Genomic DNA, 16,011 nt, shown 5'->3' with positions numbered 1-16,011 from the left:
ATCATGATGTTCAAATTAGATTTACAATTATTCGCTTCTAAAAAAGGTGTAGGGTCAACTAAAAACGGTCGTGATTCTAAAGCAAAAAGATTAGGAGCTAAATTAGCAGATGGTCAATTCGCTACAGCAGGTTCTATTATTTATAGACAAAGAGGAACTAAAATCCATCCAGGTACTAATGTAGGTAAAGGTGGAGATGATACTTTATTTGCTAAAGTTGATGGTGTAGTAAAATTTGAAAGATGGGGAAAAGATAGAAAGAAAGTTTCAGTTTACCCAGCTGCATAATTTAAATCCCTTTCGAGGGATTTTTTTTTAGAAAAGAGGTGGAAATGTGCAATTTATAGATAAAGCTAAAATTTATATCGAAGCAGGTAAAGGTGGAGATGGAACTGTTGCATTCCGTCGTGAAGCCCATGTACCTAAAGGAGGACCTGCAGGTGGAGATGGAGGTAAAGGTGGTAGCGTCATTTTTGAAGCGACAACATCTTTATCAACATTATTAGATTTAAAATATAAACGTGTGTATAAAGCACGTGCTGGTGGTAATGGTATGCCTAAAAAAATGCATGGGGCAGACGCTAGTGATTGTGTTATTAAAGTTCCCGTTGGAACTCAGATTACTGAGGCTGAAACAGGAAAAATTATGGCGGATTTAACTGAGGATAAACAGCACGTTGTACTTGCAAAAGGTGGACGTGGTGGTCGTGGTAATGCGCGATTTGCTACTTCTAGAAATCCAGCGCCACAAATTTGTGAACGAGGAGAACCCGGTGAAAAATTTGATGTTGTTTGCGAATTAAAATTACTTGCTGATGTAGGGTTAGTCGGCTTTCCATCAGTTGGAAAATCAACACTTTTATCAGTTGTTTCACGTGCTCGTCCAGAAATTGCTGATTATCATTTTACAACAATTGTACCTAACTTAGGAGTTGTTCAAGTTAAAGATGGTCGTAGCTTTGTTATGGCAGATTTACCAGGTTTGATTGAAGGCGCTAGTCAAGGGAAAGGATTAGGTCATCAATTTTTACGTCATATTGAAAGATGTCGTGTAATTGTTCATGTTATTGATATGGGGGCAGTAGACGGAAGAGATCCATATGAAGATTACTGTACAATCAACGAAGAGCTTGGACAATACCAGTATCGCTTATTAGAAAGACCACAAATTGTTGTTGCTAATAAGATTGATGAAGAAGGTGCTGAGGAAAACTTAAAACGCTTTAAAGAAAAAGTAGGGGATGATGTTAAAGTTTATCCAATCTCTGCTATTATTCATGAAGGTGTGGATCAAGTTTTATATGCTGTTGCTGATGCACTAGAGAATGCACCTAAATTTGATCAAGAAGAAATTCAAGAAAATACTGTTGTTTATACAATGAAAGAAGAGGAAGCACCATTTGTTGTTCATAATTTAGGAAATGGTCAATGGAATATCACTGGTAAGAAGATTGAACGCTTAGTTTCTATGACGTCCTTAGTTAGTGATGATGCGATTAAACGTTTATCAATTAAAATGAGAAATATGGGAATTGATGAAGCTTTAAGACAAGCTGGTGCTCAAGATGGAGATATTGTTTCTATTCTTGACTTCGAATTTGAATTCTATGATTAACCTTGATTTTGTATCAAGGTTTTTTATTTATCGCTTAATAAAATTATGTTATAATTGTTGAGACAAATTAAACACATATAGGGGATTTTTTGTGTTAAAAATAGTTTATAATATGTATAGGAGTCAAGTATGTATAGTTATATAAAAGGAATCGTTGTTGATTTACAAAGTGATCATATTGTTGTGGAAAATAATGGTATTGGCTATTTGATTTATGTAAGCAATCCCTATGCTTATACAAAAGGCAAAGAAGCCATAGTTTATTTGTATCAACAAGTTAAAGAAGATGGTATTTTTTTGTTTGGTTTTCAAACAGTTGAACAAAAAGAATTATTTTTAAAATTAATTATGGTTAAAGGGATTGGCTGTAAGACAGCCAATACAATGTTAGCGAGTGGTGATGTAAGTAGTATTGTGACTGCAATTGAGACAGCTAATGTTGCGTACCTAAAGAAAATACCAGGTATTGGTCCTAAAGCTGCACAACAAATTATTTTAGATTTACAAGGTAAAATAGTAGGAAGTAAACAAGTTTCTAATCAGGAATTAGAAGAAGCGGGAGAAGTTTTAATTGCTTTAGGGTATAAAAAAGGTGAAGTTGATCGCGCACTTGCTAAATTAATGAATGAGAAGTTGGATACCAATGGTTATGTAAAAAAAGCATTAAGTTTATTAGTAAAATAAAGGAGTAAGTTATGTCAAAAAATGATGTATTAGATCCCAATATTGAAGAAGATGAAGAGAGTTCTTTACGACCAGATAACTTTGATGAATATATTGGTCAAGATAATTTGAAAGATAATTTAAAGGTTTTTGTTGGTGCAGCTAAAATGCGTAATGAGTCATTAGATCACGTTTTACTGTATGGTCCACCAGGATTAGGTAAAACAACAATGTCAATGATTATTGCTAATGAAATGGGTTCTCATATCAAAATAACAACTGGACCAAGCATTGAAAAAACAGGAGATTTGGTAGCTATTTTAACGTCACTAGAACCTGGAGATGTTTTATTTATTGATGAAATTCATCGTTTAAACAAAGTAGTTGAAGAAATATTATATCCAGCTATGGAAGATTTTTGTGTTGATGTTGTTATTGGTAAAGAAGCGTCGACACGTTCTGTACGTATAGATTTGCCACCTTTTACTTTGGTAGGGGCAACAACACGTGCCGGTGATTTATCGGCACCACTTCGTGATCGTTTTGGTATTATTTCGCAACTTCAATATTATAGCGAAGATGATTTAAAAAGAATTATTGATCGTACGAGTCAGGTTTATGGAATGGTTATGGATGATGATGCTAAAGGAGAACTTGCCAGAAGAAGTCGTGGTACACCACGTATTGCTAATAGATTGTTTAGAAGAGTCCGAGATTTTGCTCAGTTTTATGGTGATGAAACCATTACTAAAGAACGTACAATTGAAGCTTTAGAAAGATTAAGAGTTGATAATTTAGGGTTAGATGATGTTGATCATAAGTATTTATTAGGGATTATTCATCGTTTTAAAGGTGGTCCTGTTGGCTTAGAAGCAATTGCAGCTTCTATTGGTGAAGAACCACAAACATTAGAAGATGTTAATGAACCTTATTTATTACAAATAGGATTGATAAAAAGGACACCAAGGGGAAGAATTGTCACGGAAGTAGCATATCGACATTTTAATATTGAACAGGAGTTTTAACTCTTGTTTTTTTTATGAAAAAAATAGAAATTAGTTTACTCCTATTTTTGTTTGTTGTATCTGTTGCTTATCATTATATTCAACCCCAGGAAACAATAGAAAAGATCAACACAAGTCAATCTATTACAGTACAAGTAGTAGGACAAGTGAATCAATTACTGCACTTTGACCATAGTCCAACGATTGGTGAAATTTTTGACCAATTGCACCTTAATAATGATTATCATTTTTCTTTAAATTATGTTTTAGATGATCAACAAATTTTATATTTGCCTCAAGGCGATTACCTTATTTCTCTAAATGAAGCTTCTTTACAAGAATTGATACAAATAAAAGGAATTGGTGAAAAAACAGCACAAAAAATTATTGATTATAGAAATCAAAAAAGATTTGAAACAATTGAAGATATAATGAAAATAAGTGGAATTGGACAAAAAACATATGAAAGAATAAGAGAATATTTTTGCTTATGAAAGGAAAATTATTTTACTGGCTATTGCCTTTTTTGATTCTCTTTTTTATGAAAATGTATCACTGGTGTTTTGTCTTTTTTTTAATCCCTTATTTTTTGTTTTTTAAACGTTATTTTAAAGCTTCTATGATGATTTTGATAGGTATCTTCATGATTGGACTATTTTTTTTCATATCATTACCTAAGCCACTCAATCAAACAGTTATTTCAGGAACAATAGTCAATCAAGATGATAAAAGTATTGTGGTAAAAATGGGTTATCATAAAGTAAAGGTCTATGGTGAATTTGATGATTTTAGAATTTATGATCAAGTGAGATTGAAAATATACAATATGCCTTTAGAAGCGCCAACTAATGATTATGCCTTTAATTATCAACATTATTTGTATAGTATGAATATTTTTAATCAGGCAAAGTGTATTCAGGTTTTAAATCATCATCAAGTTGAACATCCTTATCATTTATTGGAAAAGCGAGTCAATCAAAATAAGCAGACTAAAAGTTTTGTTTCATTATTTGTATTAGGAATTAAAGATGAAACGATGAAGGAAGTTTATCAAAAAATGACTCAATTATCGATTGTTCACATGTTTGCCTTGTCAGGAATGCATTTAACATTATTGAATAAATGGTTAACGAAACTAGGACAAATGTTTTTTCCTCAATCTTTTTTAGAGTATTTGGTTTTAATTATTATGGGGATTTATGTTTATTGGATTCCTTATAATATATCTTTTTTAAGAGCGTATTTGATGATGTTAGGACAGGTATTATTTAAAAAATATTTGAACCAACTTGATATTTTATCGATACTTACTATAAGTATGTTATTTTATAATCCTTATCTTCTCTATAATTTGTCGTTTATTTTTTCATATTTTATGTATTTTATTGTGCTGTTACTTAATCGACATCGTTGGAGTGAATATTATATGATGCTAGGGAGTTTACCGATTTTAATGTGTGTTAATCATCGCATTCCATTATTATCATTTGTTTTATCCGTTGTTTGTGTTCCCTATATAGAACTTTTATATCAGTTTATTTTAAGCTATATGTTATTGGGCCAAATCATGGTACCTCTGTTGTCTTTGAGTATTTGTTTATTAAATTATTTGATTGAGTTTTGTTATGGTATATCTTATAGCCTTCATTTTAGTCATCCTACATTGATGTTTGTAATGGTTTATTACCTTTATTATTTTAAGGGAATAATACGATTAAATAGTCAAAGAACAATAAGAAAAGAATTGATGATGATTTTGGCTTGTCTTGTTGCTTTTTATTTTTATCCTTATTATCGTATGGAAGGTCAAGTTGTGATGATTGATGTAGGTCAAGGAGATTGTTTTTTTATTCAACAGCCATTTAATTTAGGTAATGTTTTAATTGACACAGGTGGACTTAAAAATCGTGATCTAGCAACTGATACCATTATTCCTTATCTTGAAAGTCAAGGTGCAAAATATTTAGATGCTGTATTTATATCTCATGATGACTATGATCATGCAGGAGCATTAGAGAGTTTGTTAGAGCACTTTACGGTAAAGAAAGTTATTAACGATTTTAAAGAGATAAAAATAGGAAAAGTGTTATTTAAACGCCTTTTATTGAATCAACAATATAGTGATGCTAATGATCGGTCTCAAATCATTTATGCAAAAATTCAAGATTTAAAATATTTATTCACTGGTGATATTTCATCTCATGTAGAACAAGATCTTATAGAACGTTATCCTCATTTAAAAGTGGATGTTTTAAAAGTTTCCCATCATGGTAGTCATAGTGCAACCTCTGCTGCTTTTTTAAGAACGATTCAACCTAAAATTGCTTTGATTAGTGTAGGAAAACATAATTTATATCACCACCCTCACTATGAGGTGATACAGCGATTAAAACATTATGGAATACATGTTTATCGAAGTGATGAAATGGGAATGGTTAAAATTATCAGTTATGGTTTCAATCATTATATTTATTCATGACTTTGTTATGTATTTAGTTTATAATGTGATATGGTGATAAAATGATTTTTGTAATATATGGTGAGGAAAGATTGTTGATGGATCAACGTCTTGAAAAGTTAAAAAAAGAATATCAATGTCATGAAGAAATGATGAATTATACTGTTTATGAAGTTGACCGGGATGGTATGGAAGCTGTTTATGAAGATGTGATGACACCTCCATTTTTAAATGAAACAAAAATGGTAGTCATTAAAAAAGCTGATTTTCTTACAACAAAGAAATTGAAGAAAGATAATCAAGATGTTGAGATATTTAAAAAATGTATGGACCAAATTGATGACCATGTTCATCTTGTTATTTTTCATGATAAAAAGAATTTTGATGAAAGAAAGAAAGTCGTCAAGGAATTAAGAAAAAAAGCAAAGTTTTTTGAAGTCAATACATTAAATTATTATAAGGTATCTGATACGACTCGCCAAGCAATCAAAAAAAGGAATGCTACTATTGATGATGATGCATTAGAATTATTAATTGCGCGTACGGGATTAAATCTTTTGAATGTTTCTAATGAGGTTGAAAAACTATGTTTATATACATCACATATTGATTATCATGCAGTCGATATGTTGGTAAGTAAACCGTTAGATGAAAATGTATTTGATTTAACCAGTGCGATTTTAGATAAGAATCGAAAGAAAATATTTGAAGTGTATCATGATTTAATGGTTCTTGAAGAAGAACCAATTATGCTGATTGTATTGATAGCAAATTCAATGCGTCTTATTTATCAAGTCAAATTATTAGATAGAAAAGGATATAATGATCGTGAAATAGCAAAGATATTATCAGTTAATCCTTACCGATTGAAATATGTTCGAAAAGAAGGTACAAAATATGATTTACAAGAGTTATTATCTTATTTGAATGAACTATCGAAATTGGATGTTTCAATCAAAACTGGGAAAATAGATAAGAAAAAAGGATTAGAGTTATTTTTATTAAGAATTTAGGAGTAAAGTATGGAATCATTAAGAGAGTTATTTAAAATTGGATTTGGCCCATCATCTTCGCATACTATGGGCCCTCAAATTGCAGCAAGTCAAGTGAAAACACGATATCCACAAGCATCGAAATATGTTGTTGATTTGTATGGATCATTGGCATTGACTGGAAAAGGACATTTGACGGATTATATTATAAAAAAGACATTAGGTGATCGTACTGAGATACATTTTAAAAGTGAGACTTTACCTTATCATCCTAATGGTATGCGTTTTTATATTTATCGTGAAGATCAATTAATAGATACATTAACAGCCTATTCTATTGGTGGGGGATCGGTTGAATTTGAAAATAGTAAATTGAGTCAAGCTAAACAAGTTTATCCCCATCAAACATTAAAAGAAATCGAAAAGCATATTGAAACAGAAGGTATATCTTTTTATGATTATGTTATGAATTATGAAGATGATAATTTTAAAGCGTATTTGTTTGAGGTTTTAGATACAATGTTTGCATGTGTTCAATCCGGACTATCAGCAGAAGGAACAATACCCGGTAAATTACAATTAAAAAGAGTAGCTAAATCAATGTACCAACAAGCACTGAATACACGCAGAGAAAGTGAAAGAGAACGTTTATTGGTAAGTAGTTATGCTTATGCGGTTTCTGAAGAAAATGCATGTGGACATAAAGTGGTAACGGCACCTACTTGTGGAGCAAGTGGTGTTTTACCGGCAGTTTTGTATTATTGTTATAAACAATTAAATATCCCGCGAAAAGAATTGATTAAAGCCTTAGCAGTTGCAGGATTGTTTGGTAATGTTGTTAAGACAAATGCAACGATTTCTGGCGCTGATGGAGGTTGTCAAGCTGAAGTAGGTACAGCTTGTTCGATGGCTGCTGCAGCTTACGGATGGATTTTAGAATTAAATAATAGTTTAATAGAGTATGCAGGGGAAATGGGACTAGAACATAACTTAGGACTTACCTGTGATCCGGTTGGTGGTTATGTACAAATTCCATGTATTGAGCGTAATGGTTTTGGTGCTTTACGGGCAATAGATGCAGCTTTATATGCGAAACAATTAGGCTATTTAAGAAAAAATAAAGTTTCTTATGATGCTATTGTAAGAGTTATGAAAGAGACAGGAAAAGACTTAAATAGTGCTTATAAAGAAACTTCATTAGGTGGTTTAGCAAAGGAGTTTGGTATTAAAGATGGCGGTTAAGGCATTATATGTACATATTCCCTTTTGTAATCATATTTGCCATTATTGTGATTTTTGTAAAGTCTTTTATGATGAAAAAGTAGCAAATCAATATTTAGATTGTTTGGAAAATGAATTTAAACAACTTTCGATAAATGAATTTGAAACAATTTATATTGGTGGTGGAACACCAAGCAGTCTAAATGAAAAGCAGTTAGTACGTCTGATGAATATCTTTAAACCATATTTAAATTCAGTTAAAGAATATTCAATTGAACTTAATCCAGAAACCATGAATATAAAGAAATTAAGTATCTTAAAAGACGGTGGTATCACAAGGCTAAGCATAGGGGTGCAAACATTTAATGATCAGCTTCTACCTTATATTGGTCGAGTTCATTGTTGTCAAGATGTCTATGATTTAATTAATCAAGCAAAACAATTGGGATTTAAAAACATTTCATTAGATCTGATGTATGGTTTACCTCATCAAACAATAGATGATGTAAAAAATGATTTGTTAACTATTAAATCATTAGATATTCAACACTTATCATATTATTCTTTGATTTTAGAAGATCATACTGTTTTAAAAATTAAAGATTTTGAACCTATTGACGAAGAAATAGAATACCAAATGAATCAACTCATAGATCAAACATTAAAAGAAATGAACTTTAAAAAATATGAAGTATCTAATTATGCTAAAGATGGCTATCAATGCCTTCATAATTTGAAATATTGGCGTTATGAAAATTATGAAGGACTAGGTATTGGAGCATGTGGTAAAGTTGATAATCAAATGAAAGAACATAGTCGCTCTTTAAGTCACTATTTAAAAGGACAATCAATTTTAAAAATTGAAACTTTATCAAAAGAGGATCATATGTTTAATCATCTTATGATGTCTTTAAGACTGGTAGAAGGATTAAATATTGATGTTTTTAATCAATGTTATCAAGTAAACTTTATAGAATATTATCAAGAACCTTTAAATAAACATATTAAGATGAAACATTTGTTTTTGAATCATCATTATTTGAAAGTTAATCCTGATTATTTTTATTTGCTCAATGCAATCTTAGTTGATTTTATTTAGAATAGAAAGGCAGTGGAAATTGCCTTTTTTTGTCTTAAAAAATAAATTTTTAAAAATTAGCACAAGTTGCTTGACAGTGCTAATAAATCATGTATAATGTATTTAGCACAAAGGAAAAAGGAGTGCTAAAGGTGGTGAACTTGATGTTAACAGCAAGACAGTTATTGATATTTAAATGTATTGTTGATGAGTTTATTGAAACTGCTGAACCGGTGGGATCTAAAACTTTAATGACCAAATATCAATTGCCTTATTCTAGTGCCACGATTCGTAATGAAATGAGTTTTCTTGAAGACTATGGATATCTTGAAAAGACACATACTTCATCAGGAAGAATTCCTTCAAAAGAAGGATATCGTTTCTATGTGCACAATTTAGGCAAAGTTGATCTTGATGAAACAACAAAAAATCAAGTTGCGACAATTTTTAATAAGCGTAGAGGTAATCTGACAGATATTGTTCACGAAAGTTGTAATATGTTGAGTGAATTAACGCATCTTACCAGTGTTGCATTAGGAAATTCAGCTAGTGATGATACACTACAAAGAATTACAGTTGTTCCTCTTGAATACGGTAAAGTTACAGCTATTATTATTACAAGTCAGGGACATGTTGAAAACAAGATTTTCCAATTTTCATCTGATGTGGAAATGGAAGATTTAATGAGTTGTGTTAATGTTATGAATGATTTACTTGTAGGTACGCCTATTAATCAGGTTGCGTTTCATTTAGAAAGAGATGTAAGGCCAGTTCTTTCCACGAGTGTTAGACAACATGAAGAATTGTTGAATGCATTTCTAGAAGCTTTTGTTAAATTTGCTTCAAGTAATGTTTATTTCTCTGGAAAAGAAAATATGCTTTATCAACCTGAATACAACGATGTAGATAAGTTAAGAAAAATTGTAAGCGCATTTGAGAATTCGCAAGCTTGGAAAACATTCCAACCACTATCAATAGAAGATGGTGTACAAGTTAAGATTGGTGTTGATTCACCAATTGATGAAATTGGTGATGTTTCAGTTATATCAGCATCATTTAAAACTGGGGAAACGTCAAAAGGATCTATTTCAGTTATAGGACCAACCCGTATGCCTTATGAAAAAGTGGTAGCATTGGTTGAATATATTTCAGCACATATTGAAAAAGCATTTTTAGACGAATTACCAAATGACATTGGAAATAGAGGTGAACATGGTGGCAGAAAAAGATAATGAAACTGTAGTTGAAGAAACAAAAGAAGTTGAAGAAGAAAATACAGTTGAAGAAAATGATAATCAAGAAGCTTCTTTAGAAGATGAAATGAAAGCTCTTCAAGAAGAAGTTGATAAATGGAAAAATGATTATTATAAAGTCTTTGCAGATATGGAAAACTTAAAAAGACGTATGCAAAATGAACATGCAAATAATTTAAAGTTTATGATGCAAGGATTCATCGAACAATTACTTCCTGTAATTGATAACTTTGAAAGATCTTTAGCAGTACAAAATCCAAGTGAAGAAATAAGTAATTTCTTAAAAGGATATGAAATGATTTATAAACAAATTATGACATTGTTAGAAAATCAAGGTGTTAAGGTTATTGAAACCGAAGGTAAGGAATTTGATCCAAATTATCATCAAGCAGTGATGACTGTTAAAGAAGATGGTGTTGAACCAGGAATGATTGTTGAAGAATTACAAAAAGGATATATGTTAAAAGATCGCGTTATTCGTGCATCTTTAGTTAAAGTAAGTGAATAAATAGGAGGAAATGAATATGTCTAAAATTATTGGTATTGACTTAGGAACAACAAACTCATGTGTAAGTGTTTTAGAAAATGGAGATGTTAAAGTAATTGCAAATCCAGAAGGAAATCGTACAACTCCTTCAGTTGTCTCTTTCAAAAATGGAGAAATTATTGTAGGTGAAGCTGCAAAAAGACAAGCAGTAACTAACCCTGATACAGTTATGTCTGTAAAACGTCATATGGGTACAGATTATAAAGAAAAAGTAAATGGTAAAGAATATACACCACAAGAAATTTCAGCTATGATTTTACAAAACTTAAAAGCTACTGCTGAAGCTTATTTAGGTGAAAAAGTAACAAAAGCAGTTATTACAGTACCTGCATACTTCAATGATGCTCAACGTCAAGCAACAAAAGATGCTGGTAAAATTGCTGGTTTAGATGTAGAACGTATTATTAATGAACCAACTGCTGCAGCATTAGCATTCGGTCTTGATAAATTAGATCAAGAACAAAAAGTATTAGTTTATGACTTAGGTGGTGGTACTTTCGACGTATCCATTCTTGATTTAGCTGATGGTACATTTGAAGTATTAGCTACTGCTGGTAATAATAAATTAGGTGGGGACGATTTTGATAATAAAGTTATGGAATGGATCGTTTCTGAATTCAAAAAAGATCAAGGTGTTGATTTATCACAAGATAAAATGGCAATGCAACGTATTAAAGAAGCTGCAGAAAAAGCTAAAAAAGATTTATCAGGTGTAATGCAAACTCAAATTTCATTACCATTCATCTCAGCTGGTGCTGCCGGACCATTACATCTTGAATTAACATTAACAAGAGCTAAATTTGATGAAATTACTCGTGACTTAGTACAAGCAACTGAAGGACCAGTTAGACAAGCATTAAGTGATGCTGGAATGCAACCAAGTGAAATTGATCAAGTGTTATTAGTTGGTGGATCTACTCGTATTCCTGCAGTACAAGAATCAGTTAAGAGATTATTATCAAAAGAACCTAATAAATCAGTAAACCCTGATGAAGTTGTATCAATGGGTGCAGCAATTCAAGGTGGAGTTATTGCTGGTGATGTTAAAGATGTCTTATTATTAGACGTAACACCATTATCATTAGGTATTGAAACAATGGGTGGAGTTATGACTGTATTAATCGAACGTAATACAACAATTCCAACTACAAAATCACAAATCTTCTCTACAGCTGCTGATAACCAACCTGCAGTAGACATCAATGTCTTACAAGGTGAAAGATCAATGGCTAAAGATAATAAACAATTAGGTTTATTTAAATTAGACGGTATTGAACCAGCACCTAGAGGTGTTCCTCAAATTGAAGTTACATTCTCAATTGATGTTAATGGTATCGTTAATGTAAAAGCTAAAGATTTAAAAACTCAAAAAGAACAATCAATTGTTATTCAAAATTCTACTGGATTATCTGATGAAGAAATTGACCGTATGGTTAAAGAAGCAGAAGCTAATAAAGCAGAAGATGATAAAAAACGTAAAGATATTGAAACAAGAAATAAAGCTGAACAAATGATTAATGAAATTGATAAAGCATTAGCTGAACAAGGTGATAAAATTGATGCAACTCAAAAAGAATCAGCTGAAAAATTAAAAACAGAATTAAAGACTGCTTTAGATAACAATGATATGGCAACATTAGAAGCTAAAATGAGTGAATTAGAACAAATGGCTCAACAAATGGCATCATATGCATATCAACAACAAAATCAACAAGGACCAACTGGTGAAACTACATCTAATAACAATGATGACAATGTTGTAGATGCTGATTTTGAAGAAAAGAACTAGAAGTTTAAAACCAAGGTTCCACCTTGGTTTTAAAACTGTTATGAAAGGGTGAAATTATGGCAAATAAAAGAGATTATTATGAAGTCTTAGGTATTAATAAAGGGGCTTCTGCTGATGAAATCAAACGTGCTTATCGTAAAAAAGCAAAACAATATCATCCTGATGTCAATAAAGAACCTGATGCTGAAGAAAAATTCAAAGAAGTACAAGAAGCTTATGATGTATTGTCTGATGATAATAAAAAAGCTGCTTATGATCGATATGGTCATGCAGCATTTGAACAAGGAGCTGGCGGTGCAGGTGGTTTCGGTGGCTTCGGTGGTTTCGAAGACGTTGATTTAGGTGATATATTTGGTTCATTCTTTGGTGGGGGATCACGTCGTCAAAGATCAAATGGTCCTCGTCGTGGTGATGACCACTTAATGAGAGTAAATATTGGTTTTATGGAAGCTGTTAATGGTGTTAAAAAAGACATTAAAGTCACATATGATGCACCATGTAGTCATTGTCATGGAACGGGAGCTAAGAATCCTAATGATGTAACAACTTGTCCACATTGTCATGGTACAGGTACTATTTCACAACAACAATCTTCTCCATTTGGAACTTTTGTTACACAAACAACATGTCCAGATTGTAATGGTACTGGTAAAATTGTTAAAGAAAAATGTCCACATTGTCATGGTAAGGGATATAATAATAAAACAGTGACTGTTTCTTTAGATATTCCTGCTGGTATTAACGATGGTCAACAATTAAGAGTATCTGGAAAAGGTGGTCGTGGAGCAAACGGCGGACCTAATGGTGACTTATTTGTAGAAGTACATGTACAAAGTCATCCACATTTTGTTAGAAATGGTCGTAATATTCATATTACTGTACCTATTTCAAGTGTTGATGCAACTTTAGGATGTGAAGTCGATGTGCCAACAGTGCAAGGTGATGTCACATTAAAAATTCCTGCAGGAACTCAATCTGGTACTGTTTTACGATTAAAAGGTAAAGGAGTTAAAGATTTACGTGGTTCAAGTTATGGAGATCAAATGGTGACTATTGAAGTTAAGATTCCAACAAAATTATCAAGTAAAGAAAAAGAATTGTACGAACAATTAGCTAAACATGCTAAGAAAAAAGAATCAATTTTTGAAACATTTAAAAATCAATTTAAACGATAAGAGTGGATTCACTCTTTCGTTTTTGTTTACAAATAAATAAAATAAGTATACAATGAATATGCAAATAAAATAATACTTCGGGGCAGAGTGAAATTCTCTACTGGCGGTAAACTCCGCGAGCCATAAAGGCCGAACTGGTGAAATTCCAGTAGCAACAGTTATAGTCTGGATGGAAGAAGTCTTTTTTTGTTATACTTCATAAGCAAAAAACGTACCTAGAAGATTATTTTAGGTGCGTTTTTCTTTGAAGGAGGTATTGAAAATGGAAACAAAGAAAATTACAACAGTAGGTATGCTTTGTGCGATGGCAATGATTGTTAATCTAATCATATCATTTCCAATTGTGCCTATGGTGTCTTTTCTAAGGTATGATCCTAAAGACATTTTAATTATTATCGGTGGATTTATTTATGGTCCAATGACATCTTTAATCATGAGTTTTATTTGTTCAATATTTGAACTTTTAGTTAGGGGTGGAAACATTCTAGATGTCATTATGAATATGGTTTCAACATGTTCATTTGCTTGTATGGCTGCTTTTATTTATAAGCGTCATCACCATCAAAAAGGAGCAAACATAGGTCTTATTTGTGGCGTTATTCTTACAACAGTGAGTATGTTAATATGGAACTACATTGTGACACCTATTTATTATGGGATGCCAAGAAGTGCTGTCGTTGCTATTCTTTTACCTGGTATATTACCATTTAATTTAATCAAAGCAACAATGAATGCTGTGGTAACATGGTTTTTATATAAACCACTTATGAATATTTTAAGAAGAACAAATTTGGTGGAATCTTCTTTACATCAACAAAAAGTGTATAAAGGATACATTATTGTTGCAGGAATGATCTTTATTACAGCTATTTTATTTATTTTAGGTTATCAAGGAATAATATAGGAGGAATTTTGAAATGGAATTTTTAGAAGCAAAAAGTATAATGGATAAAAAATTAGGTGATTGGAAAATTATGGCTCTTGCAAGTTGCGTGGACAATTATCCAATGGTAAGAAATGTAAGTTGTGTTTTTTATAATGATAAGATTTATTTTAAAACTGATAAGAATTTTAGAAAAACACAGCAGTTATTTAAAAATAATCGTGTAGCAATGTGCTTTAATGGTGTTCAAGTAGAAGGAATAGCACTAAATAAAGGATTGGTTATTGATGAACCCGGACGTATTTTTGAAAAGAAATACAAACAATATTTATGGCAAAGTTATAATGCTTATAGTCATGAAGATACTGAAATATTAATTGAAGTAACACCTGAGTTTGTTGAAATTTGGGATGAAGATGAAAATCGTCAAGCCTTTCAATTATTTATTGATTTTAAAAAGCAATCAGTAGAATATAAACCATATGACTAAAAAAGGAACGGTTTATTAAACCGTTCCTTTTAAAGAAAATAAAAACAGCATTAATGCTGTTATTTATATTCCTTAAGCTGATTTTCTTAAAGTTCTTAATTCTTTAGCAGAGATTCTAACTTTTGTAGGTTTACCATCTACTAAAATAGTAGCTTTTTGTAAATTCACGTTCCATCTTCTTCTAGTTGAGTTTAATGCATGTGAACGTCTGTTCCCAGTCATAGGTCCTCTACCGCTGATTTGGCATTTTCTTGACATGTCGTAATCCTCCTTTTTTAGTAGTTGCTTTACGTACTGGACTATAATATCATTTATTTATACAAAATGCAATTGTTTTTTTTGAAAATTATGTTATTATTTGCTAGGACTTTTCTTTGGCAGATGAAGTCTAGTTATATAAATTGTAAATGATTGATAATTAAGGTATAATAATTAAGTAAATATATCATAAAATCATTTAGAAGGAGGAATTTTTGGATGATTGAAAAGAATACAAGTTTAGGCGATATCAATATTTCTTTAGATGTTGTTGCTACTGTTGCCGGTGGTGCCGCTACAGAATGTTATGGTGTTGTTGGTATGGCTAGTCAAAAGAAACTTAAAGATGGTTTTTTTGAATTATTAAAAAAGGAAAATTATTCAAAAGGAATTATTGCTCGTGATGGAGAAACAGGGCTTATTTTAGATTTATATGTTATTTTAGGCTATGGTATTAAAATTAACGAAATTTTAGTTGAAGTTCAAAAGAAAGTAAAATATGTTGTTGAATCAACTTTAGATGTAAAAATTGAAGCAGTAAATGTATACGTACAAGGGCTTCGTAATATTGAATAATGGAGGATC

Annotated in this window: 17 protein-coding genes and 1 riboswitch; of the genes, 16 read left to right on the top strand and 1 reads right to left on the bottom strand. The window is 31.3% G+C overall.

Features of this window, described 5'->3' with window-relative positions:
- Window positions 1-3: 3 nt before the first annotated feature.
- From rpmA to DWZ53_RS03315, 15 genes are all read left to right on the top strand, one after another.
- Window positions 4-288 carry a 50S ribosomal protein L27 gene (rpmA, locus tag DWZ53_RS03385; RefSeq protein WP_118431999.1) on the top strand — a complete coding sequence of 95 codons (285 nt, stop codon included), beginning with the start codon at window positions 4-6 and terminating at the stop codon, window positions 286-288.
- A 46-nt stretch (window positions 289-334) separates the two neighbouring features.
- A complete protein-coding gene (gene obgE, locus DWZ53_RS03380; protein ID WP_118431997.1) occupies window positions 335-1,615 on the top strand; it encodes a GTPase ObgE in 1,281 nt (426 codons plus the stop codon).
- Window positions 1,616-1,744: 129 nt separating this feature from the next.
- Window positions 1,745-2,299, top strand: a complete 555-nt coding sequence (ruvA, locus tag DWZ53_RS03375; protein ID WP_118431995.1) for a Holliday junction branch migration protein RuvA — start codon at window positions 1,745-1,747, stop codon at window positions 2,297-2,299.
- Window positions 2,300-2,310: 11 nt separating this feature from the next.
- Complete coding sequence (gene ruvB / locus DWZ53_RS03370; protein ID WP_118431993.1) at window positions 2,311-3,303, top strand: Holliday junction branch migration DNA helicase RuvB; 993 nt, start codon at window positions 2,311-2,313, stop codon at window positions 3,301-3,303.
- 14 nt (window positions 3,304-3,317) lie between these two features.
- On the top strand, window positions 3,318-3,776 hold the full coding sequence (locus DWZ53_RS03365) for a helix-hairpin-helix domain-containing protein (protein ID WP_118431991.1): 459 nt from the start codon (window positions 3,318-3,320) through the stop codon (window positions 3,774-3,776).
- 149 nt (window positions 3,777-3,925) lie between these two features.
- Window positions 3,926-5,761 (top strand): DNA internalization-related competence protein ComEC/Rec2, encoded by a 1,836-nt coding sequence (locus DWZ53_RS03360; protein WP_158568171.1) that lies wholly within the window; start codon window positions 3,926-3,928, stop codon window positions 5,759-5,761.
- 41 nt (window positions 5,762-5,802) lie between these two features.
- Complete coding sequence (holA, locus tag DWZ53_RS03355; protein ID WP_118431987.1) at window positions 5,803-6,753, top strand: DNA polymerase III subunit delta; 951 nt, start codon at window positions 5,803-5,805, stop codon at window positions 6,751-6,753.
- A 9-nt stretch (window positions 6,754-6,762) separates the two neighbouring features.
- Window positions 6,763-7,974, top strand: coding sequence for an L-serine ammonia-lyase, iron-sulfur-dependent, subunit alpha (locus DWZ53_RS03350; RefSeq protein WP_118431985.1), 1,212 nt, complete (start codon window positions 6,763-6,765; stop codon window positions 7,972-7,974).
- A complete protein-coding gene (gene hemW / locus DWZ53_RS03345) occupies window positions 7,952-9,052 on the top strand; it encodes a radical SAM family heme chaperone HemW (RefSeq protein WP_233541823.1) in 1,101 nt (366 codons plus the stop codon). The genes DWZ53_RS03350 and hemW overlap by 23 nt, the downstream gene beginning before the upstream one ends.
- Before the next feature lie 143 nt (window positions 9,053-9,195).
- Window positions 9,196-10,263, top strand: a complete 1,068-nt coding sequence (gene hrcA, locus DWZ53_RS03340) for a heat-inducible transcriptional repressor HrcA (RefSeq protein ID WP_118431981.1) — start codon at window positions 9,196-9,198, stop codon at window positions 10,261-10,263.
- Window positions 10,244-10,792 carry a nucleotide exchange factor GrpE gene (gene grpE, locus DWZ53_RS03335; protein WP_233541822.1) on the top strand — a complete coding sequence of 183 codons (549 nt, stop codon included), beginning with the start codon at window positions 10,244-10,246 and terminating at the stop codon, window positions 10,790-10,792. Before hrcA ends, grpE begins: the two co-directional genes overlap by 20 nt.
- 16 nt (window positions 10,793-10,808) lie before the next feature.
- On the top strand, window positions 10,809-12,620 hold the full coding sequence (dnaK, locus tag DWZ53_RS03330) for a molecular chaperone DnaK (RefSeq protein ID WP_118431978.1): 1,812 nt from the start codon (window positions 10,809-10,811) through the stop codon (window positions 12,618-12,620).
- A 56-nt stretch (window positions 12,621-12,676) separates the two neighbouring features.
- Complete coding sequence (gene dnaJ, locus DWZ53_RS03325; protein ID WP_118431976.1) at window positions 12,677-13,795, top strand: molecular chaperone DnaJ; 1,119 nt, start codon at window positions 12,677-12,679, stop codon at window positions 13,793-13,795.
- A gap of 69 nt (window positions 13,796-13,864) precedes the next feature.
- A riboswitch (FMN riboswitch) is annotated at window positions 13,865-13,980 on the top strand.
- 77 nt (window positions 13,981-14,057) lie between these two features.
- Complete coding sequence (locus DWZ53_RS03320; protein WP_118431974.1) at window positions 14,058-14,699, top strand: ECF transporter S component; 642 nt, start codon at window positions 14,058-14,060, stop codon at window positions 14,697-14,699.
- A gap of 13 nt (window positions 14,700-14,712) precedes the next feature.
- A complete protein-coding gene (locus tag DWZ53_RS03315; RefSeq protein ID WP_118431972.1) occupies window positions 14,713-15,168 on the top strand; it encodes a pyridoxamine 5'-phosphate oxidase family protein in 456 nt (151 codons plus the stop codon).
- Window positions 15,169-15,240: 72 nt separating this feature from the next.
- Here DWZ53_RS03315 and rpmB read toward each other — a convergent pair whose 3' ends face one another.
- The gene (gene rpmB, locus DWZ53_RS03310; RefSeq protein WP_118431970.1) at window positions 15,241-15,426 is read right to left on the bottom strand and encodes a 50S ribosomal protein L28; all 186 of its coding nucleotides are present in this window, start codon (window positions 15,424-15,426) and stop codon (window positions 15,241-15,243) included.
- Window positions 15,427-15,645: 219 nt separating this feature from the next.
- Between rpmB and DWZ53_RS03305 the strand changes: the two genes are divergently transcribed.
- A complete protein-coding gene (locus DWZ53_RS03305; protein ID WP_118431968.1) occupies window positions 15,646-16,002 on the top strand; it encodes an Asp23/Gls24 family envelope stress response protein in 357 nt (118 codons plus the stop codon).
- The last annotated feature ends 9 nt before the right edge of the window (window positions 16,003-16,011 follow it).

The sequence above is a fragment of the Coprobacillus sp. AF33-1AC genome (genome assembly GCF_003475785.1).
Taxonomy (GTDB): Bacteria; Bacillota_I; Bacilli_A; order Erysipelotrichales; family Coprobacillaceae; genus Faecalibacillus.
The sequence above is the reverse complement of the archived record's forward strand: the minus strand, read 5'-3'. Positions and strand labels throughout refer to the sequence as shown.